Genomic DNA, 24,308 nt, shown 5'->3' on the forward strand with positions numbered 1-24,308 from the left:
ACTTCGGTATTGAAATCCGAAGTGCTTTAAATTTTAAATTTTAGATTTTAAATTGTTTAATAAGAGTATTAAGTTCTTCACTTAAATCTTCAAGTCTATTAGCAACCTTTGTAATCTTTGCAAAGTCTTCGTTCTGTGCTTTTATTTCATTCTTGAAGTTAATTACATCTTCAGCAACGCTTGTAACAGCTTTATTTGCAGTATCTACAGCAGCTGCAATTTCCTCTGTTGATGCTGTTTGCTCTTCTGCTGATGATGCAGTGCTGTCAATCATCATTGAAATACCTTCAATTTCCTGTGTGATACTTTCAAATTGTTCTGCAATTTCAAATACCATCTTGTTTGCTTCATTTATACTTTCAACAACATTTTCTGTTTCTTTATCAACTTCTGAAGCGCTGTTTTGTATTTTTCCAAGTATATTTGCAATTTCTTCTGTGGCTTTTTTACTTTCTTCTGCAAGTTTTCTAATTTCATCAGCAACAACAGCAAATCCTTTTCCTGCTTCTCCAGCTCTTGCTGCTTCAATAGCTGCATTTAATGCAAGGAGGTTTGTCTGTTCTGTAATTGAGTTAATTGTTTCAACAATTTCCTGAATATTAGCAGTTTCACTTGCAAGTACCTTAACTGTTTTTGCGTTTTCCTTTGCCTTTTCATTAACGTCAATCATTTTTGTTTTAACTTCTTCAACGTTCTTTGAACCTTCTTTAGCAAGTCCTGAAACCTGAGTTGATCTTTCCATTATTTCCTGAGTTGATCTTGAAACGTTTTGTGCTGCAGCAGCAATTTCTTCAACACCGGCAGTTGTTTCTTCAAGTGAAGAAGAAGCGTCCTGAACCTTGGAGTTAATTTCTTCAATTTCATCGTATATTCTCAAGTTTAATTCATAATTCTTATCAATAGAATTAGAAACTTCTGAAGATGTTTCAATTAATGTTTTTGAAGATTCCTGAACCTTTTCAACAAGTGTTCTTAATGAAGCAATTGTTTGGTTCATAATTTTAGCAAGAACACCCAATTCATTATTTGCATCAACATGAACTTTAACGTTAAGATTACCCTTTCCAACCTCTTCCATTTCTTTTGTCATAATTAAAATAGGTTTTGTAATTGCTTTATTAACAAATACAATACCAATTACAAAAGCACCAATCATTATTACAAGGAATACAACAATTAATACTGAAGTTTCCTTCCATACTGCGTCTGTAATTGCTTTTTTAGGTATTGCTGTGTAGATTATCCAGTTTATACCTTTAACCTTCGAATAAAATGTATATATTCTTTTTCCGTTTTGAGTATACTCAATTAAACCGCTATTGTTTGTGGATTTTCTGAAAAATTCCGAATCTTTAACATTAACTCCCCATTTTTCAGGATCTGTGTGCATTAAAGTAATACCTTCGCTGTTTACAAGGTAAGAATATTCTTCCTTAAATACTTTATCGTCACCAAAGAATGTATCAACCAGTTCTTTTATTGATAAATCAATTGCAATTACTCCAATAATCTCATTTGTTTGTGGATCTGTAACTGTTTTTGATACAGTAATTAATACGTCATTATTTCCTGCATCAACATATGGTTCAGAAATTATGATTTTTCCCGGCGTTTTCATTGAAGCCTTATACCATGGCCTTGATGTTGGATCATAATCAGCAGGCAAATCATCACTTGGGATGGATAACATAGTTTTGTCCTTTAATCCCATATATACTGCTGCATAGTGGTAATTATCAACAATATTTTTAAATATTTTAAGTATATTGGTTCTTTCATCATGTTGATTGCTGTATGCCGACTTTACATTAATGTCATTGGATAATGTATTTAAAAGGTTTATAATTGGGTCAAAATATGTTTCTAATAACTTTGCATTGGTATCGGTAACTGAACGAAGATGTTTTTTATAATTTTCAAAGCTCTTGTTATAGTTGTTATATGTGCTAATTCCGGTAAATATAGCCATTGGAAGAATAGAGATTAAGATAATAATACCTATCATTTGAGCTTTTAATGATTTCATATTTAACCTCCTTTTGTTAGATTGTTATTTTTTTAATTAAGTTAATCCCAAAAAATTACCCAAAAAGCAAAAGCTTTTTGGGATATCTAAGATAAATAATAAAAATTATCCTTACAAGTTCTTACTATAAGAAGCAATGTATAAATTTCTCATCCATTTAATATCTTCTTCTGATAATTTATGTCCTCCGCCCATTAATTCAACATTAAAAGCTATATTAGCGCTTTTTTCTGTTATTTCAGCTGCTATTAAAGCTTCTTTTAAAGTTCTTCCTATTGCCACAATTCCGTGATTTGCTAATAAAATTCCATAAACTCCTAACTTAAACTTTTTAACTGCTTCTATAGCAAGATCCTTTGTTCCGGGAAGCTTATATTCAGCCACTGGTATTTCCCCGCCAATAATTTGTGCCTGGTCTTCAATATAACATGGAACAGGTTTTCTCAAAGCTGAAAAAATTGAAGCATAAAGACTGTGTGTATGAACTACTGCTGTTATTTCAGGAAAATTCTTATAGATTTCAAGATGTAAAGCTTTTTCGCTTGATGGTTTTAAACCGTCTATATGTTTTTCTGTTTCAAAATCAAGAACAGATATATCATCCACATTTAAAACATCATATGGAACACCTGATGGAGTAATATATATCCTGTTTCCGTCTCTAATACTAACATTTCCCCATGTTCCTTTAATTAACCCTTTTTTTTCCAGATACTCAATTGCATAAATAATTTCTTTTTTCAATATATTTTCACCTACCTATTATTGTAAGCCTTAACAGCTTCAGCGAGTATATATGTTGCCTTTTTCAATTTTTCACTTTCAAGAACATAAGCAATTCTTATTTCCTGTTTTCCAGAACCTTCTGTAGCATAAAAACCTGTAAGTGGTGCAACCATTACAGTAGTATTGTCAATAGCAAAATCTGTAAGCATCCATTTTACAAATTCTTCGCTATCGTCAATAGGTAACTTTACAGAAACATAAAATGCACCTTTTGGTTTTTTAAATACAGCACCTTCTATTTTTGACAACTCTTCATAAACAGCTAATCTCCTTTTATCATATTCTTCGTAAACTTCTTTTATGTATGAATCATCCATTTCAAGAAGTCCTATAGTTCCTAATTGAGCTGTCATTGGAGGACAGAGCCTTGATTGAGCCATTTTCATTACCTGGTTGTATAATTCTTTGTTTTTGGTAGCGAAAACACCTACTCTTGCACCACATGCGCTATATCTTTTTGAAATACTGTCTACAACAATTGTTCTATCGTATTCTTCAAAGGCCATTGTAGAAATATGTTTTGTTCCGTCAAATGTAAATTCCCTATAAACTTCATCAGAAATAATAAACAAATCGTGTTTTTTAGCAAAATCTACAATTCTTTTTAATTCTTCTTCTGAGTATACAGCTCCTGTTGGGTTTGAAGGATTTGAGAAAATAATGCCTCTTGTTTTTGAAGATAAAGCTTTTTCAAATTCTTCTGTGGAAGGAACTGCATATCCTGTTTCAGGTAAAGCTCTTACAGGAACGAGTTTTACGTTAATCATTTCGGCAAATCCTCTGTAATTTGCATAAAATGGTTCAATTACAATTACTTCATCTCCTGGATCAGCAATAGCAGCCAATGCAAATACAATAGCTTCACTTCCGCCATTAGTAACGATAATTTCTTCTGGTGTAAATGGAATGTCATGCTTATTATAATATTTTGAAAATGCTTCCCTTAATTCCATTAATCCTGCTGAATGAGTATAGGCAATAACTTCAGGTTTATAATTTTCAATGTAATCAAAAAATGCTTTTGGAGTTTCAAGATCTGGTTGTCCTATATTTAAATGCAAAACAGTTTTTCCAGCTTTTTTTGCTTCTTCTGCATATGGAACAAGCTTTCTAATAGGTGATGCCTGCATGTTTAAAACCCTTTGTGAGAAATTCATTTTTTTCCCTCCCGGTATTAAAAATTTTGATATTTTTTTCATAACTAATTTTACCATAAATGTTAAGCTTTTTTTCATATAAATTTGTAATAATTAAGTGTAGCATTTATTAAATCTTAAAACATAATAATATAAGAATGAAAGAGTGAGAGCAATGGATATTGAGTATTTAAAAAAATATGGTAAAATAATAGGGGTTGATGAAGCCGGGCGAGGGCCGCTGGCAGGACCTGTTGTTGCTGCTGCAATTGAAGTGGAAAATGAGAATCAACTTAAAATACTTGAAGAGATTTCAAATGATTCAAAAAAATTATCAGAAAAGAAAAGAGAAGAGATTTATGAAATATTAATAAAAAACTTTAATTATTCAATAGAAATTGCTACACCTGAAGAAATAGATATTTATAACATATTTTCAGCAACGACACTGGCAATTGAAAGGAATTTAAAAAAATATAATCTTTCAAATGCTTATGTTATAATAGATGGCAAGAATTTCAAATTAAGTATTGAAAATTATGAATGTATTGTTAAAGGAGATGCAAAGTCTAAAACAATAGGAGCTGCTTCAATACTTGCCAAGGTTTATAGGGATAGATTAATGGTAGAACTTGATAAACAATATCCGGAGTATAACATGAAAAAACATAAAGGATATCCAACAAAAGAACATATAAAACTAATAGAAGAAAATGGAATAAAAGAATTTCATAGAATAACCTTTAATCCAATAAAAAGAATGATTATTGAAAAAAACGTTTCAATTAATAAAAAAGAATTTTCCACCATGCGTTTAATGAGAATAGGAGTACTTTAATGAAAGGGGATAATATGAGGGATAAAGCCAGAGAAAAGTTTGAACAATTGCTTGAAATAATGGAAGAGTTACGTTCTGAACATGGTTGTCCGTGGGATAGAAAACAGACTCACGAAAGCTTAAAACCATATATGATTGAAGAAGCATATGAAGTGGTGCATGCAATAGACGAAAATAATATGGATGAATTAATTGAAGAATTAGGAGATGTAATGTTGCAGGTTGTATTTCATTCACAAATTGCAAGAGAAAATAATGAATTTACAATTGTTGATGTGCTTGAAAGAATTAATTCAAAAATGATACGTCGTCATCCACATGTTTTTAAAAATGAAGGGGAATATTCATATGAACAATGGGAAAAAATAAAGGCTAAAGAAAAAGGGAAAAAGCAATATTCAAAAATAGGTGAGATAAATAAAGGACTTCCACCATTAATGAATTTAAGAAGATTAATAGAAAATTCATTTGCAGTGGATTATGACCCATATAAAGAAAAAAATATATTTGAATTATTAAAGAGAGATTTGGAAAGTCTTGAAAATGAAGGTAACGAAAATAATGAAATAGAATTATTAACGCATTTAATCTATTATTTTGTAAAAAAAGAAAGAAATATAGATTCACTGTTATCAAAGGCTGCAAAGGAATATTTTGAAAAATATAAGAAATTTGAAAACGGGGAGGATAAGGAATGAAAAAAGGTTTGTTGATTTTGATGATGATTGTATTTGCTATTGTATCTGTTTTTGGTGTAGTTAGTTATCAGGAATTAGAGGATAAAACCATTGTGAAAATCAATGGTGAAGCTGTAAATTACGATTATTTCCAATCACAGGCAAAGACGCTTGAATTATTAAGAGGAATAAACAATTTAAATGGTGAATTTTACAAAGTGCTCGTTGGAAGCAAAGAAGGAAACCAAACAATTCAAAAATATGAAAAAATGAAATTGGATAAATTAAGTGGTGAAATATTATTTATTCAATTTACAGAAAAAGAAAAAGGGATAAATCTTGAAAAAGAAGAACTTTTTAATAGCATTTCAAATGATATAAATAATGTATTTAAAAGTTCAGGATTGTCAGAAGATAAAATAAAGCTTTATTTATTATCAAAGGGTTTCGAAAATAAAGAGCAATATATTTATAGTATATATCATGAAAAATTATATAAAAAAGCAATATCAGCGATTTATCAATATCTTCTTGAAAATGTAGAAGTATCAGATGAGGAAATAAAAGCGGAGTATGAAGCTAATAAAGATTCATATTATAGTCCTCAACGAGCAACATTGGATTTGATTCTTTTTAAAACAAGTGAAGAGGCTTCTCTTGTATATCAGAAAATAATAGATGGGTATTATACATATGATGATGTATATAAAACAAAATTGGAAAGTTCAGAAGCAACGTCTTTGACTATTTCTCTTGAAGATAATACAAATGATCTGGTTAATCAAATAAAATCTTCCTTTCCAGGCGCAATATTAAAACCAATGAAATACAGTGGCTCTATTTATTCTCTTATAAAGATTGAAAAGAAATATCCTAAAAGATCTTTAACTATTGATGAGGCAAAGGAAAGAATAATAAACAAATTAAAAGATGAAAAAGCAAAGAAATTATTTGATAAATTGGTCGCTGAAGAATTTGAAAAATTTAAATCAAATTCAACGGTAATAATTAATTCAAAATATTTCAAAGGAGATGAAAGCAATGGCAAAAATAACTAAAGAAGATGTAATGAATGCTTTAAAAAATGTATATGATATGGAAATAGGTTTTGATGTAGTCTCATTAGGGCTTATATATGACGTAAATGTTGATGAGGAAAATAACGTTCATGTATTAATGACATTAACAACACCAATGTGTCCTCTCGCAGGGATGATTACAGAAGATGCGAAAAATAAAGTTGGATCAATTGAAGGTGTAAAAAGCGTAAAAGTAGAATTAACCTTTGATCCTCCATGGGATCCTTCAAAAGCTTCAGATGAAGTAAGAACAATACTTGGAATATGAGATTAAATGAATATATAAAAAATAATAGGGAAATAATGTTAAAAAAGGGGATATTTAATCCCCTTTCTTTTGTTGCAAAATTAATTTCAAAAATAAAAAAAATAGAATTTTCAAAGATTATCCTCGATCGTGATTTTGAAATAGATGATAAATTGCTATTACTCCTGAATAAGATAATTATTGAAGATTATCCTGTGGAATATATCACCAAATCTGCAGAATTTATGGATTTTGAATTATATGTTGATGAAAATGTATTAATTCCGAGGATAGAAACAGAAGATCTTGTTAAAATTGCAATGAAAATAATAGAAAAAAATAAATATAAAAATATACTTGATCTTGGAACCGGTAGTGGAGCAATTGCAATAGCATTAAAAAAAAGCTTTCCGGAAATTAATATTTATGCATCTGATATTTCTGAAAAGGCTTTAAAAGTTGCTAAAAAAAATGCTGATAAAATTAATGTGAAAATAGAATTTTTTGAAAGTGATATTTTTTATAACATTCCAGAAGAAGTTTTAAAAAAAGTAGATTTTATAGTTTCCAATCCCCCGTATGTAGAGGAAAAATTTTATATAAACTCAAATTCATTAAAGTATGAACCTGAAAATGCATTGGTTGCAGGTAAAGATGGTCAGGATTTCTTTCTGCGATTATCAAATGAGTTTCCAGATTTATTGTTTGAAAAGCATTATTTATTTGAAACAACTGAATTTAATATAGAAAAAACAAAAGAGATTTTGTCTGAATTTGGAATTATAAAAATTTACAGAGATTCATTTGAAATTAATAGATTTGTTGAAAAATTAAAAAAGTGATATAATTTAAATAATGTTATCAATATAAATATTGGGGGTGGCAATATGAAAAAAAAGGTGTATGTATTAATTGTATTTTTTTTAGCTGTAATAATGGTTTTTTCAGATAAAATAATTTTAAAGACCACCTTTCAAATTGCCCCGCCAAAATATTATATTGAAGATAATGAAGTAAAAGGTATATGCTATGAAATATATGAAGAGCTTAATAAAAGACTTGAAAAATATAATATAGAGATTCAATGGGATGGAAAATTTAAAAACATGACATATATCACAGAAGAATTATCAAAAGGATTTATTGATATTTTTATTGGAATAGCAAAAAATGATTATAGGGAAAATATAATGAATTTTTCAGATTTTCCATTATATTCTGTAACCTATATGATTCTTACAAATAAGGATTTTAATAAATCGCTAAACGAATTAAAACTTGGTGTAATTAAAGGAACTAAGACAGAACAGCTGTTTTTTGAGGTAACCAAAAACAAAAATAAAGCTATTGAATTTGAAAATATAGAAGAAGCAATTAATCCGTATTTGAAAAATAAAATAGAGGGTGTATTTTATAACTCTCTTACGCTTGGATATTATTACAATAAATCTTTAAAAAAAATCTCGAAAATTGTTAATATGCCGATGCCTAAATATTATCATTATATAGGATTTTCCAGGAAAGTTTCCGAAGATATAAAAAATATTGTAGATAAGGAAATAAAAGAAATAGTAATTAATGGAACTGTTGAAAAAATACTGGAAAAATATGGTTTAAAGGAATTTGCAAAACCCGGGAATTATCTTAAATTAGCCAATGTTGATTGGCCACCATATGAATGGTATGAAAATGGTGAATGGAAAGGAATAGACACCGAGGTTTTAAAAAGAGTTTTTGAAAACATGGGATTTAAGGTGGATATTATTTATTTAAACTGGTTGCGAGTATTGGATTATATAAAAAAAGGTATGATAGATGGAACTTTTTCTCTTTCTGTTACAGATGAGAGAAGAAAGTATATGTTATTTTCAGAAGAACCATTAAGTACAGGTGCAGATGTATTTATATATAAAAATAAAAATATAAACTTTGAAGATGATATAAGCAATTATAAATGTGGATATGTAAAGGGATTTAATTATAATAACAGATTAAAAGATTTTAATCTACAATATTATGCTGTATCAGATGATATAATTGGAATAAAGGGGTTTATTAATGATCGATTTGATATATATGTAATAGATAAAAATGTGGCTTTATATTATTTGAAAAAATTTAATTATAAAGGTCAGGTTTATTTTTATCCAATTAGTAAAAAAAATATGTATTATATAGGGCTTTCCAGAAAGAATGAATTCTCTGAAGAAATAATAAAAATGTTTAATGAAGAATTAAAAAGATTTAAGAAAACAGAAGAATACAGGGAAATATTGAAAAAATATAACATTACATATGAAGATTTATGGCAATAGAGGTGATTTAATGAAGTTAAAAACAATATTTATAAATCTTCTGATATTTTTACTATATATTATATTTATGCTTTATTATACCCAGAGAACAGAAAGTTATATAAATGATTTTTATAATTATATAAGCCTGTTATTTAAAAATTATCTGTGGGAATATAATGATAAGGCTATGGAAGATATATCTAATATAATTTTTAAGAATGTTGAATATAGAGAAATAGCTGTTTATGATGAGTCAGGAAATTTATTCTTTAAAATGGAAAATCCCAAAAAATTAAATAAAATAGATCTTTTTTTTGAAAAAATGAATTTTATTCATGAAGTTTCATTATCTAAATCACTGGACAACAATGGAATATATATAGGTGAAATGTATGTAAAAATGGTCAATAGAAGTTTTTATGTAAAATTGTTGGGGTTTTTAATTTATGTATTATTAGCCTTTTTATATAATCAGATGGTTGTTATAAATGAAACAAAAAGAAAGCTTGAAAAATCCAATAGAGAGCTTGAAGATACGCTTGAAGAACTGGAAAATACCATAGAAAATCTAAATAGAACGCAGGAATTGCTTATAAACTCAGAAAAAATGGCGTCATTGGGTAGACTTGTGGCGAATATTTCTCATGATTTAAATACACCTCTTGGAATTGCATATACATCGGTTACACAATTAATAAAAGATTTCAAAAAACTTGAAGAAGGATATATATCCGGGCAGGTATCTAAAAAACTGTTTGAAGATTATTTAAATTCAGGAAACGAATTATTGGATATTATACTTGCCAATTTAATGAGAATGTCTGATTTAATAAAAAGTCTTAAAAAAGTATCAGCGCAGGAAGTTTCCAACATAAAATTAAAAGTAAATCTAAAAGAGGAATTAGAAGCAATATTAAAATCATTAAACCCTGTTATCAGAAAAACATCACATAAAATAAGTTTAAAATGTCCTGATGATATAGAAATGGTTACATATCCTGGAGCTATTGCTCAAATAATAACCAATTTTATTGATAATTCTTTAAAGCATGGTTTTAAAAATTATAAAGAAAATGGTAGAATAAATATAGAGGTATTTAATGAAAAAGATAGTGTGAAAATTATATATTCAGATAATGGTAAGGGTATGGATGAAAAAACTAAAAGTGCCATATTTGAACCATTCTTTACCACTGACAATTCCGGTGAAAGCAGTGGTATAGGTATGAATGTCGTATATAACCTTGTAAACACTGTGTTGCAGGGCCAAATATATGTAGAAAGCGCTCCGGGAAAAGGTGTGAAATTTACAGTTATTCTTCCAAAGGTTGTCTCTGAGTCGAAATAGGGGGTGATACAATGGACTTCAATGAAGAGTTTATAAAATTCGTAGATAATGATGCTGAAACTGCTGAAAATGTCATAGAATCAAAACCATGGAAAATACTTATTGTTGATGATGAAAAAGATGTTCATAGAGTAACAAGAATAGTATTAAAAGGACTAACCTTTGAAGGAAGACCTATAAAGTTAATCAGTGCATATTCTAAAGAAGAAGCGCTTGAAATTTTAAGGAAAGATAAAGATATTGCACTTGCAATAATTGATGTAGTAATGGAAGATAAACATGCAGGTCTTGATCTTGTAAAATATATTCGTGAAAATTTAAAAAATCATAAAACACGTCTTGTAATCAGGACAGGACAGCCGGGATATGCCCCTAACAAAGAAGTTGTTTTAAATTATGATATAAACGATTATAGAGAAAAAACAGAATTAACATCAGAACGACTAATTACAGTAATCCTTTCCGGATTAAGGTCATATAGAGATATAGTAAATCTGGAAAAAGAAGCCGAATCTTTGAAAACAATATTTGGATTTGCTACAGAATCAACCAGTGAAACCAATGAAGATATATTTTTAGAGAGTTCATGTAAAGTGGTAAGAAATATGGCAGAAAACTATGATATTATATTAAATACAAAAATATGTGAAGATTATCCGGAGTTTCATAGTAATAAAAAGAATTTTATACACTGGGAAAATGAGAAGGAGTTCTTTGTTATATTTAATTCTGATACAGAAAGGCAAAAAGTATTTTGTGTAAGTTCGGAAAAACCAATTCCTGAAAATTTAAAAAACCTGCTAAACCTTTTCTTGTTGCATATAATTACTACTGTTGAAAAAATGAGAATTTCGAATGAATTAAATGAAACGCTATATGAAATAATATTTACCCTTGGTGAATTACTTGAATCACGTTCTGAAGAAACAGGAGAACATGTTTTAAGAGTTTCAAATATTGTATATGATATTGCACAGGCTGCAGGAATAGAAGAACATAAGGCATTTGAATTTAAAATAGCTTCTATGTTACACGATATTGGAAAGATTGGAATACCTGATTATATACTAAATAAACCAGGGAAGCTTACAGACTCTGAATTTGAAATAATGAAAGAACACACAGTTATAGGTTATAGAATACTTGCATCTTCAAATAAAGATATATTTAAAATAGCTGCATCAATTGCAAAATATCATCATGAAAATTGGGACGGAAGTGGTTATCCTGAAGGATTAAAAGGAAAAGAAATACCAATAGAAGCAAGAATTACAGCTATAGCAGATGTTTATGATGCGCTTGTATCTGATAGGGTATATAGACCTGGCTGGCCAAAAGAAAAGGTTATAAAGTATATGAAGGATATGAAAGGTAAAAAATTTGATCCCGAATTGCTGGATATTTTCTTAAGTAAAATTGTTGATAAATTTTAAAAGACTCACACTTAGGTGAGTCTTTTTTTATAGAAAGTTCATTCATACGACTTGAGTGCTAATCTTCGAAAATTGTTCGTTCTCAGGGGTCGTTGCAGACTCACGTCCATGTTCGTCTTCACTCAAAATCACATCCGTGTGATTTTGTCCGGCTCCACTTCGAATTTTTTCGGGAATTTTCAAGTTTTCGCTCATATTATTATTTCTATTTTCTTTTACATCTCTTCATTAGCAGTTTTTTTCGGGTGCTCTGCGAGTATTCATTCACTTTTATTTTTTCAATCGTTTGTAATTTTACCTTGGACACTCTGCGAGCCTTCACTCGCTTTTATTTTTTCCAACTATCCTGTAATCCCCGCTGCGGGAAATTCTTAGTTTTCATTCACATTATTTTTCTCAATTATAAAAAATTTCACTTTCCTGAGCAAATGTTATTATTTCTATTTTTCGAAAAGACTTTTGTAGAGAAACGTTCGAAGTATTCGAGAAAACTTTTTTTCATCATAAAAGATAAAAACTCCCTCAAAAATGAGGGAGTTTTGGCGTGCCCGACTGGATTTGAACCAGCAACCTTTGGATCCGCAGTCCAATGCTCTATCCAATTGAGCTACGGGCACATTTGTAAAAACTATAAAAATTGGTAAAAAAAATGGCGGAGAGGGTGGGATTCGAACCCACGGTGGAGTTACCCCCACACTTGCTTAGCAGGCAAGCGCCTTCGGCCGCTCGGCCACCTCTCCGACGCACAATCATTATTATAACATGAAGATTATTCTTTGTCAATACTGTTAAGGTAAATTTTTGGGTCGTATTCCTTTAATTTTTTATCAATGATTTCTAATAATTTATCGAAAGATTCTGTAATTTCAACCTCTTCAGCATTCTTTTCATATCTTAACTTCACTTCAACCTTACCGTCTTTCATCTTTTTACCCAATACAACCTTCATTGGAATACCTATTAAGTCTGCATCTTTAAATTTAAATCCTGGTGATGCATCTCTATCGTCGTATAATACATCGTATTTATCCTTTAAAAGATTATAAATTTCTTCCGCTTTCTCTACAAGCTCTGGTTTTTTCATTGAAACAGGTATAATAACAATTTCAAATGGAGCAATACTTCTTGGCCATAACATGCCATAATCGTCGTGTAATTGTTCAACAATAGCACCTAAAGTTCTTGAAACACCCCAACCGTAACAACCCATAATAAATGGTTTTGATCTACCGTCTTCATCTGTATAATAGGCGTTAAGTTTTTCAGAATATTTTGTTCCCAATTTAAATACCTGTCCAACTTCAATTCCCTTTGCTTCTTTTAAAGGTTTTCCGCACTTTGGACAAGGTTCTCCTTTTTTAACCATTCTAATATCAGCAAAAATGTCCACATTAAAATCTCTATTGAGATTCACATTAACATAATGTGTATCCTTTTCCATGCCACCTGTGATACCATTTTTTATACCTTTAATGCTTAAATCGCCAACAATTTTCAAATTATCTTTTTTAATTCCAACAGGACCAATAAATCCAGTTTCCACACCAAATTCCGCTTTTATTTCTTCAGGTGCTCCCATTTCAAGTGTTTGATCCTTTAATAATCCTCTTAATTTTGCAATGTTAAGATCATAATCGCCGCGAATCAAAGCGAGTACCCAACCATCTCTTCCTTTAAATAAAAGGGATTTTATAATCTTTTCTTTTGAAGAGTTAAGGAAGTTTGCAACATCATCAATTGTTTTTACATCAGGTGTTGAAACCTTTTTAATTTCTTTTTCTTCTTCATTTTCTACTTCAAATGTAAGTTTTGATTCTGCTTTTTCATCTGTTGCGTAATATCCGCAATCACAATAATATATAGTGCTTTCTCCGTATTCTGCCAATACCTGGAATTCGTGGGATTTATTTCCACCAATTGCACCTGTATCTGCTTCAACTACTCTATAATCCACACCAAGTCTTTTTAAAATATTTTCATAGGCCCTGTAAAAATCTTCGTATGTTTCATCGAGTGATTCTTCTGAATTATGGAAAGAATATGCATCTTTCATTATAAATTCCCTTGCTCTTAAAACTCCAAAACGTGGTCTTATTTCATCTCTGTATTTGTTAGCAATCTGGAATAATGAAATTGGCAATTGTTTATATGATCTCAATTCATTTTTTACTATTGTAGTTATCATCTCTTCATGTGTAGGACCTAATGTAAAATCCCTATTATGTCTATCTTTTAACTTCATCATTTCTGGTCCATAGTCATCCCATCTTCCGCTTTGCTGCCATATTTCAGCAGGTTGTATTATAGGCATTAATATTTCCTGAGAGCCGATTTTTTCCATTTCTTCCCTTACAATATTTTCTATCTTTTTCAATACCTTTGTTCCTAAAGGTAAGTATGTATATACCCCAGAAGCTGTTTTTCTTATAAAACCTCCTCTAATTAACAATTCATGACTTTTTATTTCAACGTCATTTGGAACTTCTTTTAATGTTGGTGCGTAATATTTTGACATTCGCATCATGTATAACCTCCTTAAATCGATTATTTTTGATTTTCCTTAATTTTAACATATAATCTTGAATAAAAAGATAACGTTTATATTACGAAAATTCGAAAAATAATTTGCTGAAAAATTTAAAATCTTCTTAATTATAAAGTGATATAATACGTATAACTGACAAAAAACTTTTTTAGGAGGGATTAAATTGAAAAAATTCTATGTAACAACGCCTATATATTATGTAAATGCAGAACCGCATATAGGATCAAGTTATACCACAATAGTAGGAGATATAATTTCAAGATATAAAAGAATGAGAGGATTCGATGTATTTTATTTAACAGGAACAGATGAACACGGTCAAAAAATCCTTCAGGCAGCAAGAGCTAAAGGGATTTCACCACAGGAATTATGTGATGAATTATCGGGAAAATTTAAAACATTATGGAAAGATTTAAAAATCACCAATGATTACTTTGTAAGAACAACAGACGAGCAACATATGAAAACAGTTCAATTTTTTGTGAAAAAAATGCTTGAAAATGGTGACATATACAAAGGAAAATACGAAGGTTGGTATTGTGTTCCATGTGAAACATACTGGACAGAAGATGAAATTGAAGAAAAAGACGGCAAAAAAGTATGTCCTTCATGTGGAAGAGAAGTAAATTGGGTTGAAGAAGAAAATTATTTCTTTAAATTATCAAAATACAATGAACCGTTAAAAAAGCATTTTGAAGAGAATCCAGATTTTCTTGAACCTGAATTTAGAAAAAATGAAATGCTTAAAATACTTGAAAGCGGTCTTAAAGATTTAAGTATCACAAGAACCACATTTGATTGGGGCGTTCCAATGCCAGATGATCCAAAACATGTAATTTATGTATGGGTAGATGCATTAATTAATTATGTAAGTGCATTGGGCTATCCGGAAAATATGGAAAAATTTGAAAAATATTGGCCTGCTGATTTACATTTAATTGGAAAAGAAATCAATAGATTCCATTCATTAATCTGGCCGGCAATGTTAATGTCAGTAGGATTGCCTCTACCTAAAAAAATATTTGCTCATGGCTGGCTTACTGTAAATGGACAGAAAATATCAAAATCTCTTGGAAATGCAATTGATCCAAGAATTCTTGTTGAAGCATATGGAAATGATGTAATAAGATACTATTTATTAAGAGACATTGTATTTGGAAAAGATGGAGATTTTTCAGAAGATAATTTAATTACAAGATACAATTCTGATCTTGTAAATGATTTAAGTAATCTTGTTCATAGAACATTATCCATGGTTAATAAATACTTTGATGGAGTTATACCGGAAATCGGTGAAACGGAGGAAGTTGACAATCAACTTAAAGATCTCATTAACTCAACAGTGGAAAAATACGAAAATTACATGGATAAATACTTATTCACCAATGCGCTTGAAAGTTTATGGGAATTGGTAAGATTTACAAATAAATACATAGATCTTACAGAACCATGGTTACTTGGAAAAGACGAAAGCAAAAAATCAAGGCTTGGTACTGTAATGTATAACCTCATGGATTCAATTAGAATAATTGCATTATTAATTTCACCTGTAATGCCAGATACAGCATTGAAAATACTTGGTAAATTAGGTATTGAAAATGTAGAAGAATACATAAAAGATGAAAATATAAAAATTGGATTATTAAAAAGCGGTGTAAAGGTAAATATTGGAGAACCAGTATTCAAAAGAATAGATGTAAAAAAATGGGAAAAAGTTATAAAAATGAAGGAGGAGAAGAAAATGGAAGAAAAGAAAACAGAAGTAAAAGAAGTAAAGAAAGAAGAAGAAAAAACAGAAAATGTTTTAATTGATATAAATCATTTTGCGCAGGTTGATTTAAGGGTAGCTAAAATTTTAGAAGCAGAAAAAGTAAAAAAATCAAGAAAGCTTGTAAAATTACAGCTTGATCTTGGAGAATTAGGTAAAAGGCAGATTGTAGCAGGTATTGCAAATTATTATGAACCTGAAAATCTTGTAGGAAAGAAAATAATAGTTGTTGCTAATTTAAAACCAGCAAAATTAATGGGAATTGAATCAAATGGAATGTTATTGGCAGCAAAAATAGGGGATAAATTAACCCTCTTAACAACAGATGAAGATATAGAACCGGGAGCAAAAATATCGTAAAAACCAGGAGGTAAGCAATAAATGAGCGAAATTTTAAATAAATCCTTTGAAGAAGAGTTAAAAGAGTCATATTTGTTATACTCTCTCAGTGTTATTACAAGCAGGGCTATCCCGGATGTCAGGGATGGCCTTAAACCTGTTCAAAGAAGAATATTATATTCTATGGATGAATTGAATTTAAAACATAATGCAGCATATAAAAAATGTGCCCGTATTGTTGGAGAAGTTATGGGTAAATATCATCCACATGGTGATGCTGCAATATATGATGCTCTTGTAAGAATGGCGCAGCCATTTAGCCTTAGATATCCGCTTGTAATAGGGCAGGGAAACTTTGGGTCAATAGATAAAGACCCTGCTGCAGCAATGAGGTATACCGAAGCTAAAATGCATGAACTTGCAGAATATATGTTAATGGATATAGATAAAAATACCGTTGAAATGATGGACAACTTTGATGGTTCATTAAAGGAACCATGGGTATTGCCAACAAGATTACCAAACTTGCTAATGAATGGTGTAAACGGTATTGCTGTTGGAATGGCAACTAATATCCCTTCACATAACCTTACAGAGCTTGCAGAAGGAATTAAATATCTTATAGATAATCCAGATGCATCAGTTGAAGAACTTATGAAATTTATTAAAGGACCTGATCTTCCTACTGGTGGTATTATTGTTGATGGAGATAAATTAAAAGATATATATGAAACAGGAAGAGGAACATTCCATATAAGATCAAAGTACGAATTTGAAGAAAACAAAAATGGAATGAGCATAGTTATAAAAGAAATACCATATGGTGTTTCAAAAGCCGATCTTATAACTCAAATAGCAAATTATGTTACAAAGCAAAAGGAAAATAAAAAAGATGTAGGAATAAGAAATATTAGAGATGAATCAGATAAAGAAGGAATAAGAGTTGTAATAGAGTTAAAGAAAAATGTAAATCCACAGAGAGTTGTAAATCAGTTATTAAAGCATACACAAATGCAGATTTCATTCCCTGTTCAGATGACTGTTATAGATAACAGAAAACCAAGGGTAATGAATTTAAAGGAAATACTTCAGGCATTTATTAATCACAGGGTAGATGTAATTACAAGAAGAACTCAATTTGAACTTGATAAAGCAAGAAAAAGATCACACATTGTAGAAGGTTTAATGAAAGCTTCAGAAGGAATTGAAGCGGTAATTGAAATAATCAGACAGTCCGAAGGAAGAGAAGAAGCAATAAATAGCTTAATGGAAATAATTAATGTAACAAAAGAACAGGCAAATGCTATTGTTGATATGCGATTAATAAGCCTTTCTAAGTTAGAAGGACAGAAATTGGAAAAAGAATATGCTGAATTAACAGAAAAAATAAAAATCGCACTTGAAATATTAAACAACAGAGAAAAATTAATGGAAATAATAAAAGAAGAAACAGAGGAAATAAAACTAAAATTTGGTGATGAAAGAAGAACGGTAATAACAAATTCTGGGGCCAAAATAGAAGAATCAGACAACATTGAAGAAGAAGATCTTGTAATTGTCTTAACCCAATGGGGATACATAAAAGCAATGAAAAGCAGTGAATATAAAGTTCAAAATCGTGGCGGAAAAGGTGCTAAGGCTATAAAAAAATCAGATAATGATTTTATTATTCAGGTATTACAGACAAATAGTCTCTCAAAATTGTTATTTATCACCTCAAAAGGAAAGGCTTTTGAGTTAAATGCATATAAAATAGAAAAAAGCAGCAAAGATACAAAAGGAAAGCATATAAGCACATATCTATATCTTGAAAATGATGAAAAGATAAAAACAATAATTCCAATTGAAAACAAAAAAGATATAGAAAATAAATATATAATGCTCTTTACAAAAAAAGGAACGGTAAAAAGAACAGCGCTTGAAGAATTTTCTAATATAAGAAGAAATGGATTAAAAGCAATTACAATAAAAGAAGATGATACAGTGGTAGATGCGCTTATTGTAGAAGAAAAGGATGAAGTTCTTGTAATAAGTGCAAAAGGGATGAGTTTAAGATTCAGGGTTAGTGATGTAAGACCTATGGGAAGAAGTGCTGCAGGTGTAAGATCCATAAAATTAAGGGAAAATGATGAAGTGGTAAATGCAGTAATGGTTGATAATGAAAAAAGTCTTCTTCTAATTACAAAATATGGATTTGCCAAACGAGTAGATTTTAAAGATTTCAGGCTTCAAAATCGTGGTGGTGTAGGATTAAAATGTGTGAAAGAAACAAGTAGAATAGGTGATATAGTAAAAGCACTTGCAGTTACAGATGAAAGTCATGTAATAGTATTTACCAAGCTTGGAAAGGCTATAAGAGAAGAGGTGTCAACAATTTCCTCATTAAGTAGATATGCCATAGGTGTAAGAGCAATAAGGCTTGACAAAGAAGATATAGTAGCAGATGCAGCAGTGGTGATAGAAGATGAATAAAGAATTAGAACATCCAGCAGATATTATGTATGAAATTTCTGGTGAAGATATAAAAGAAATATTAGAAGATTTCGTTGAAGTATTAAATAAAATCTATAGTCCAGTTGTCGAAGGAATAAATAGAGAAAATGAATATACTATCAGCGAAAAAGAAATAGATGATATATTATTTGACCTTGGGAATGAATTTTTAAGAGCGATAATGGAAGGGGAATTTCCCTCAAAAATAGAAACTGATAATGAAATTATAAAAATTTCATATTCAAAAATATATAAAATAAATTCTGACATTGAAATTAAAGCTGTAGCATATCCAAAAATAATTGATGAAGAAAGCAAAAAAATCAGGGTAATATTTGACGTGTGATTATGAAAGGATTAACGGAGAAACAGAAGAGAATATATGAATATATCAATTTTTATATTAATGTAAAGGGATATCCACCGTCGATGAGGGAAATAGCGGAATATTTAAATTTAAAAAGCGTATCGACGGTATATTCTCAATTAAAATCCCTTGAAAAAAAAGGATATATAGAATTATCAGGAAAATCAAGAGGAATAAATATATTAAAGAACGAAAAAAGTGGATTTATAGAAGTTCATGGAGAAATTGCTGAAAATAAATTAAAACTTTATTCCACACCATTTTACCTTAAAACTATAAGTAGTTTAACAATAAGAAAAATCAATAATTTTTATAATGTTTTTGTAGTTGAAAAATATAAAGATTTTAGTAGCGATTTTATTCTAATTGTAAATGAAAATCTTGAAATAATAGGAACAATAAAAATTAGTGAGGTGATTTTAGATGAAAATAGCTATAGGTTCTGATCATGCAGCATTTAAAATGAAAGAACATTTAAAAGAATATTTATCAAAAAAAGGTATTGAAGTAATTGATATGGGACCGGAAACAGAAGAAAGAGTGGATTATCCTGTATATGCAAAAAAAGTTTGTGATAAGGTTGTAAATAATGAAGTTGATTATGGTATACTAATGTGTGGAACAGGTTTAGGAATGTCTATAGCAGCTAACAAAGTAAAAGGGATTAGAGCTACACTTGCATACTATCCAAAAATGGCAGAACTAGCAAGACAACATAATAATGCAAACGTATTGGTTCTTGGTGGAAGAACAATGGGTTTTGAACTGGCAGAATGGACAGTAGATACATTCTTATCAACAGATTTTGAAGGAGGGAGACACGAAAGAAGGATAAACCTTATATCCGAAATGGAGGAAAACTTATGAAAGTAATCTATGATCCCCGTCATGTATTTTATTCTCCCAAAAATGAATTTAATGGATTTGAAATAGTAGATAATAAAGATAAACCAGGAAGAGTTGAAGTAATAAAAGAAGTAATTCAATTAAAATATGGCAACATCATTAAAAGTACAAGGGATTTTTCAAGATCCTATTTATACTTTGTGCATTCTTCGGATTATGTAAGCTGGCTTAAAGAAAAACAATATACTTTAAATGAAAATCAGGAATATTTTTCAACAGTAGTTGGATATGACATGTGTATGGATTCAATTACACCAATAAGCAAAAATACATTTGAGATGGCCTGGATTAGTGCAAAATGTGCACTAACAGGCGCATCTTATCTTTTAGAAGACGAAGAACTTGTATATACACTTTCAAGGCCAATGGGGCATCATGCAGGTATTGCCCATTGTGGAAGATATTCATACTTCAATAATGCAGCATTGGCAGCAAGATATCTTCAAAAAAACGGAGATATATACGTGGCAATACTTGATCTGGATTTCTATCATGGCAATGGAACTCAGGAAATCTTCTATGAAGACAATACTGTATTAACAATAAGTATACATGGAAATCCTTCAAACCATTATCCGTATACTTCGGGTTATGAATGGGAAATTGGTGAAGGTGAAGGAAAAGGATATAATATAAATTTTCCATTAAAAGATGAAATAAATGGAAGAGTATATTTAAGAGTGCTTGAAAAAGCATTGCTGGAAATAGATGATTTTGATCCAGATTTTCTTATAATCTCTTTTGGAACAAATACACATTATGAAGATCCAGATACCACATTTAACTTAAAAGAAGAGGATTATAAAGAAATGGGAAATATGCTCTCGTATTTAAATGTACCAAAATTAATTGTACACGAAGGTGGTTTTAATATAAATATAAATGAAAAAGTTATAACCAGATTTATGGACGGATTAAAAACATGAGGTGGAAATGTTGAAAAGTATTTATTATAACCCTGGCACAGGAAAAAGTATTCCAATAATAATAAAAAAGGGGAAATACAAAGAATATATAAACGTCAAGAAAAGTAATATCATTATATATGATAAAAAAATAAAACTCATAGATGAATTAAATCTTTCTAACAGCATTTCTGTAATAGGTAATGAAAATTTGAAGAGTTTTGATAAATATCTGTCTTTAATAATGAAATTATCTGATAAAAATATAAAAAATGTTGTGATAGTAGGAGGATATAGCGTAATAGATTTACTTGGATATACCATGGAAAGCTTTGAAAGAAGAAATGAATATATATATTTTCCTTCAACATTACAATCAGCAATAATGCCACCGTTAAGAGGAAAATATTATTTAAATTTTAACTGGAAAAAGGATTTTTTAGTGCAGAAAGGATATCCTGATGCAATAATAATAGATACAACCTTTTTTGAAAGCTTATCTCCGCAGGAACTAAAAAAAGGATTTGTTATTCCTTATCTATTGGGAAGGGTTTTAAATTCCAGAATATCTAAAATAGCTCTAAATTATTCAAAATTAAACTTTTCCGATATAGATCTGGAGGAGTTTATATATTATTCTCTGAAACAATGGGTATATTATATAGAAAATGAGTCAAAAGTTTTTCCGGGGGAAAATATAATTAAATTATTTTATAATAAAAAAACAGGTATTAATAGAAATTTTCTTGATATTTTTGGATTGAGCTTTTTAATAGAGTTATACATGTCATGGTATTTTGGATTTTTAGAATATGAATTATTTGAAGAAATAAAAAAGGAATTAATAGAGAATTTTGATATACAATACAAAAATATAGAATATCTTAATTTTGACGAAGCAAATTTCAACAATGAGTTTGTTTTATTTACATCCTCAGGAAGAATAATAAATTATAAAACCACATATGATGAACTTAATATAGTTTTAAAAGAAATCAAGAACCATTTTAGAGGTGGATTTTTGTGATAAAAAAACAAAAAAATTATGCTCTTATATTTATAACAATAATGGTTATATTATTACCAACATTTGTCGCATTGCTTACTTCGTATACAATATATCTAAAATACAAAATAAAAAATCTCGAATTAAAAATTTATGAATTAAAAGATAAAGATATAATTTCCAGTAATGGAAGAAATAAAAAAATAGAAAATAATATGAACTACGAATTAAATATAGAAGAAATAGAAAAATTTTTAAATATAAAACCAAAAGGAATCTATGAAAATCAGAAAATAGATTATTTTTATCTTGTAAAAAAAGCAAAAAGTAGTTTCGAAGATAATACATTTGGTGGATTAAAATTAATGAATTATGAAGAAGCTTTCAGAAAAAGTGTATCTAACCTTGAATTCAATAAAGAATATTTTATCACCAATATAGCAACAAACCTATATTCAGTATATTCGGAAGATTTTAGCATAAAAAACAAAAATAACGATAATATTCAAAAAGTATTTACAGTTCAAATGAGATTATATTTAAAAGAAGAAGATGCATTTTTCACGACATTAACATTAAGGAATGCTGGAATTCCTGTTTTTGTTTACAAAGGGCATTTTAAAAACAGTGGGAAAAGTTATTTTGCAATTTGTGCAGGATTATTTCCTGATATAACCCTTGCCAAAAATTATCTTGAAAGCATAGATGATGAAAAAATAAAACAATTAACAGGTATAAGTGTAAAAGATAGATTTTTAAAGAGTTTTACATTAATAGGTGAGAATGGTGTTCAGGAATAGCAAAACAATTTTTATCATAAGTCTTATATTCTTTTTAACAATATTTGGGGGAATATTTTATATTCAAACTGGGAATAAAAGAACAGAAGAATTAAACGGTGAAATAAAAATAGATTTATATACAGCGAGTGAAACACAATTAACAAAAATTCCAGGAATAGGTCCTAAAACAGCAAAAAAAATAATTCAATACAGAGAAAAATATGGTTTTTCATCAGTAAAAGATTTAATGAAAATAAAAGGAATAGGTGAAAAAACATATGAAAAAATAAGGAAATACGTATATCTTTCAAAAAGCAAAATCATTTTAAAGAAAAAAGAGAAAAAAAATATAAATAATATTACATATGAAGAATTAATTGAAATACCGGGAATAGGACCGGTAAGTGCCGGAAAAATTATAGAATACAGAAAATACACAAAAATAAGAAATGAAGAAGACTTAAAAAATATAGGACTTACAAATAGCCAGATAAACAAATTAAAGGGGGTTGTAGAGTTTGAATAAAATTCTATTACATGTATGTTGTGCCCCGGATCTTGTTCTTGCGCATAAAAGATTAAAAGAAGAAAATATCGAATACGATACTTTTTTTTATAATCCCAATATATATCCTGAAAAAGAATACATAAAAAGATATGAAGCATTTAAACAATTAAAAAAAATGTGGAAATTTAAAGAATTAAAAAGCGAATATAATCATGAAGAATTTTTAGAATTAATGAAAAATGTTGATGTAAAAAATGAAAAAGAAAGATGCTATAAATGCATGTATCAAAGGATGGAAAAAACAGCTCAACTTGCAAAAGAAAAAGGATATAAAATATTTTCCACAACATTGCTGTCAAGCCCCCGAAAAAGCCATGATGAAATAAAAAGAATAGGTAATGAACTGGCCAACAAGTATAATATAATGTTCTATTACAATAATTTCAGATCAAACAATGCTATTTCAGAGGGAGCAAAATTTTGTAAGGCTAATAATATATACAGGCAACAATATTGTGGATGTGAATTTTCATTAATTGAAGCAGAACAATTGAGAAAAAAGTCTTACGAACAAAGAAAGGAAAGACTCAAAAAAGTGCTTGATTTTGATTTTGAGCATCTAATGAACAAAGAACTTCTGAAAATCCCTGAAGAACTATATCCTAAATATTTATATGAAAACGGTCTTGAAATAATAAAGGATTTAAAACCAAGAATAATCATTATAAAAAAGGATATAGCGAGAGATTTAAAGATCAAAAATGGTAGAAATAAAATAGGAAATTGGAAATCAAAATTTATAGTAATTTAAAGGTGATAGGT

22 protein-coding genes and 2 tRNA genes are annotated in these 24,308 nt (G+C 29.2%); 18 read left to right on the forward strand and 6 right to left on the reverse strand.

Translation table 11 applies throughout. The annotated features are described in order from the left end of the window. Positions 1–40: 40 nt before the first annotated feature. From LN42_RS09915 to LN42_RS09925, 3 genes are all read right to left on the reverse strand, one after another. Complete coding sequence (locus LN42_RS09915; RefSeq protein ID WP_014297377.1) at positions 41–2,026, reverse strand: methyl-accepting chemotaxis protein; 1,986 nt, start codon at positions 2,024–2,026, stop codon at positions 41–43. Positions 2,027–2,137: 111 nt separating this feature from the next. Continuing rightward, positions 2,138–2,770: a class II aldolase/adducin family protein gene (locus LN42_RS09920; protein WP_014297378.1), complete on the reverse strand. Its 633-nt coding sequence runs from the start codon at positions 2,768–2,770 to the stop codon at positions 2,138–2,140. 11 nt (positions 2,771–2,781) lie between these two features. Beyond that, positions 2,782–3,969, reverse strand: coding sequence for a pyridoxal phosphate-dependent aminotransferase (locus LN42_RS09925; RefSeq protein WP_014297379.1), 1,188 nt, complete (start codon positions 3,967–3,969; stop codon positions 2,782–2,784). 154 nt (positions 3,970–4,123) lie between these two features. Here LN42_RS09925 and LN42_RS09930 point away from each other — a divergent pair, with 154 nt between their 5' ends. From LN42_RS09930 to LN42_RS09965, 8 genes are read left to right on the forward strand one after another with little or no spacing between them, the layout of a single operon-like run. Beyond that, on the forward strand, positions 4,124–4,786 hold the full coding sequence (locus LN42_RS09930; RefSeq protein ID WP_014297380.1) for a ribonuclease HII: 663 nt from the start codon (positions 4,124–4,126) through the stop codon (positions 4,784–4,786). Beyond that, a complete protein-coding gene (locus LN42_RS09935; RefSeq protein WP_014297381.1) occupies positions 4,786–5,484 on the forward strand; it encodes a MazG family protein in 699 nt (232 codons plus the stop codon). The genes LN42_RS09930 and LN42_RS09935 overlap by 1 nt, the downstream gene beginning before the upstream one ends. After that, positions 5,481–6,521 carry a peptidyl-prolyl cis-trans isomerase gene (locus tag LN42_RS09940; protein ID WP_014297382.1) on the forward strand — a complete coding sequence of 347 codons (1,041 nt, stop codon included), beginning with the start codon at positions 5,481–5,483 and terminating at the stop codon, positions 6,519–6,521. The genes LN42_RS09935 and LN42_RS09940 overlap by 4 nt, the downstream gene beginning before the upstream one ends. Further along, complete coding sequence (locus LN42_RS09945; protein ID WP_014297383.1) at positions 6,505–6,810, forward strand: metal-sulfur cluster assembly factor; 306 nt, start codon at positions 6,505–6,507, stop codon at positions 6,808–6,810. The genes LN42_RS09940 and LN42_RS09945 overlap by 17 nt, the downstream gene beginning before the upstream one ends. Before the next feature lie 35 nt (positions 6,811–6,845). After that, positions 6,846–7,631, forward strand: a complete 786-nt coding sequence (gene prmC / locus LN42_RS09950) for a peptide chain release factor N(5)-glutamine methyltransferase (protein ID WP_171814215.1) — start codon at positions 6,846–6,848, stop codon at positions 7,629–7,631. A gap of 45 nt (positions 7,632–7,676) precedes the next feature. Further along, the gene (locus LN42_RS09955) at positions 7,677–9,104 is read left to right on the forward strand and encodes an ABC transporter substrate-binding protein (protein ID WP_075780752.1); all 1,428 of its coding nucleotides are present in this window, start codon (positions 7,677–7,679) and stop codon (positions 9,102–9,104) included. A 10-nt stretch (positions 9,105–9,114) separates the two neighbouring features. Continuing rightward, positions 9,115–10,434: a sensor histidine kinase gene (locus LN42_RS09960; protein ID WP_075780753.1), complete on the forward strand. Its 1,320-nt coding sequence runs from the start codon at positions 9,115–9,117 to the stop codon at positions 10,432–10,434. Positions 10,435–10,445: 11 nt separating this feature from the next. Further along, complete coding sequence (locus LN42_RS09965) at positions 10,446–11,867, forward strand: HD domain-containing phosphohydrolase (RefSeq protein ID WP_014297387.1); 1,422 nt, start codon at positions 10,446–10,448, stop codon at positions 11,865–11,867. A gap of 540 nt (positions 11,868–12,407) precedes the next feature. On the opposite strand, the gene LN42_RS09970 is transcribed toward LN42_RS09965, so the two are convergent. The 3 genes from LN42_RS09970 to LN42_RS09980 form a co-directional block, all read right to left on the reverse strand. Continuing rightward, positions 12,408–12,484 (reverse strand) — tRNA-Arg (locus tag LN42_RS09970). A gap of 33 nt (positions 12,485–12,517) precedes the next feature. Beyond that, positions 12,518–12,607, reverse strand: a tRNA-Ser gene (locus tag LN42_RS09975). A gap of 29 nt (positions 12,608–12,636) precedes the next feature. Beyond that, positions 12,637–14,388, reverse strand: coding sequence for a proline--tRNA ligase (locus LN42_RS09980; RefSeq protein WP_041639135.1), 1,752 nt, complete (start codon positions 14,386–14,388; stop codon positions 12,637–12,639). A gap of 187 nt (positions 14,389–14,575) precedes the next feature. Between LN42_RS09980 and metG the strand changes: the two genes are divergently transcribed. From metG to LN42_RS10030, 10 genes are read left to right on the forward strand one after another with little or no spacing between them, the layout of a single operon-like run. Continuing rightward, positions 14,576–16,540 carry a methionine--tRNA ligase gene (gene metG / locus LN42_RS09985; RefSeq protein WP_075780754.1) on the forward strand — a complete coding sequence of 655 codons (1,965 nt, stop codon included), beginning with the start codon at positions 14,576–14,578 and terminating at the stop codon, positions 16,538–16,540. 21 nt (positions 16,541–16,561) lie between these two features. Continuing rightward, entirely contained in the window at positions 16,562–18,991 is a 2,430-nt protein-coding gene (gene gyrA, locus LN42_RS09990; RefSeq protein ID WP_014297390.1) for a DNA gyrase subunit A, read from the forward strand. Then, entirely contained in the window at positions 18,984–19,358 is a 375-nt protein-coding gene (locus LN42_RS09995; RefSeq protein WP_014297391.1) for an archease, read from the forward strand. Before gyrA ends, LN42_RS09995 begins: the two co-directional genes overlap by 8 nt. A gap of 2 nt (positions 19,359–19,360) precedes the next feature. Continuing rightward, positions 19,361–19,825: a helix-turn-helix domain-containing protein gene (locus tag LN42_RS10000; protein ID WP_075780755.1), complete on the forward strand. Its 465-nt coding sequence runs from the start codon at positions 19,361–19,363 to the stop codon at positions 19,823–19,825. Further along, positions 19,803–20,246 carry a ribose 5-phosphate isomerase B gene (rpiB, locus tag LN42_RS10005; protein WP_014297393.1) on the forward strand — a complete coding sequence of 148 codons (444 nt, stop codon included), beginning with the start codon at positions 19,803–19,805 and terminating at the stop codon, positions 20,244–20,246. Before LN42_RS10000 ends, rpiB begins: the two co-directional genes overlap by 23 nt. Next, entirely contained in the window at positions 20,243–21,211 is a 969-nt protein-coding gene (locus LN42_RS10010) for a histone deacetylase family protein (RefSeq protein WP_014297394.1), read from the forward strand. The genes rpiB and LN42_RS10010 overlap by 4 nt, the downstream gene beginning before the upstream one ends. A gap of 10 nt (positions 21,212–21,221) precedes the next feature. Continuing rightward, positions 21,222–22,217, forward strand: coding sequence for a hypothetical protein (locus LN42_RS10015; protein ID WP_041638623.1), 996 nt, complete (start codon positions 21,222–21,224; stop codon positions 22,215–22,217). Continuing rightward, positions 22,214–22,996: a hypothetical protein gene (locus tag LN42_RS10020; RefSeq protein ID WP_014297396.1), complete on the forward strand. Its 783-nt coding sequence runs from the start codon at positions 22,214–22,216 to the stop codon at positions 22,994–22,996. The genes LN42_RS10015 and LN42_RS10020 overlap by 4 nt, the downstream gene beginning before the upstream one ends. Then, positions 22,983–23,504 (forward strand): ComEA family DNA-binding protein, encoded by a 522-nt coding sequence (locus LN42_RS10025; protein ID WP_050899167.1) that lies wholly within the window; start codon positions 22,983–22,985, stop codon positions 23,502–23,504. Before LN42_RS10020 ends, LN42_RS10025 begins: the two co-directional genes overlap by 14 nt. Continuing rightward, positions 23,497–24,297: an epoxyqueuosine reductase QueH gene (locus LN42_RS10030; RefSeq protein ID WP_014297398.1), complete on the forward strand. Its 801-nt coding sequence runs from the start codon at positions 23,497–23,499 to the stop codon at positions 24,295–24,297. The genes LN42_RS10025 and LN42_RS10030 overlap by 8 nt, the downstream gene beginning before the upstream one ends. The last annotated feature ends 11 nt before the right edge of the window (positions 24,298–24,308 follow it).

Origin of the sequence: Marinitoga sp. 1137 (genome assembly GCF_001941525.1) — a bacterium.
GTDB lineage: Bacteria > Thermotogota > Thermotogae > Petrotogales > Petrotogaceae > Marinitoga > Marinitoga piezophila.

Bases quoted from the DNA above. Each gene is read 5' to 3' on its own strand.
- LN42_RS09915 (WP_014297377.1), bottom strand. From the start codon at position 2,026: ATGAAATCATTAAAAGCTCAAATGATAGGTATTATTATCTTAATCTCT.
- LN42_RS09925 (WP_014297379.1), bottom strand. From the start codon at position 3,969: ATGAATTTCTCACAAAGGGTTTTAAACATGCAGGCATCACCTATTAGA.
- LN42_RS09930 (WP_014297380.1), top strand. From the start codon at position 4,124: ATGGATATTGAGTATTTAAAAAAATATGGTAAAATAATAGGGGTTGAT.
- LN42_RS09935 (WP_014297381.1), top strand. From the start codon at position 4,786: ATGAAAGGGGATAATATGAGGGATAAAGCCAGAGAAAAGTTTGAACAA.
- LN42_RS09940 (WP_014297382.1), top strand. From the start codon at position 5,481: ATGAAAAAAGGTTTGTTGATTTTGATGATGATTGTATTTGCTATTGTA.
- LN42_RS09945 (WP_014297383.1), top strand. From the start codon at position 6,505: ATGGCAAAAATAACTAAAGAAGATGTAATGAATGCTTTAAAAAATGTA.
- prmC (WP_171814215.1), top strand. From the start codon at position 6,846: ATGTTAAAAAAGGGGATATTTAATCCCCTTTCTTTTGTTGCAAAATTA.
- LN42_RS09955 (WP_075780752.1), top strand. From the start codon at position 7,677: ATGAAAAAAAAGGTGTATGTATTAATTGTATTTTTTTTAGCTGTAATA.
- LN42_RS09960 (WP_075780753.1), top strand. From the start codon at position 9,115: ATGAAGTTAAAAACAATATTTATAAATCTTCTGATATTTTTACTATAT.
- LN42_RS09965 (WP_014297387.1), top strand. From the start codon at position 10,446: ATGGACTTCAATGAAGAGTTTATAAAATTCGTAGATAATGATGCTGAA.
- LN42_RS09980 (WP_041639135.1), bottom strand. From the start codon at position 14,388: ATGCGAATGTCAAAATATTACGCACCAACATTAAAAGAAGTTCCAAAT.
- gyrA (WP_014297390.1), top strand. From the start codon at position 16,562: ATGAGCGAAATTTTAAATAAATCCTTTGAAGAAGAGTTAAAAGAGTCA.
- LN42_RS09995 (WP_014297391.1), top strand. From the start codon at position 18,984: ATGAATAAAGAATTAGAACATCCAGCAGATATTATGTATGAAATTTCT.
- LN42_RS10000 (WP_075780755.1), top strand. From the start codon at position 19,361: ATGAAAGGATTAACGGAGAAACAGAAGAGAATATATGAATATATCAAT.
- rpiB (WP_014297393.1), top strand. From the start codon at position 19,803: ATGAAAATAGCTATAGGTTCTGATCATGCAGCATTTAAAATGAAAGAA.
- LN42_RS10010 (WP_014297394.1), top strand. From the start codon at position 20,243: ATGAAAGTAATCTATGATCCCCGTCATGTATTTTATTCTCCCAAAAAT.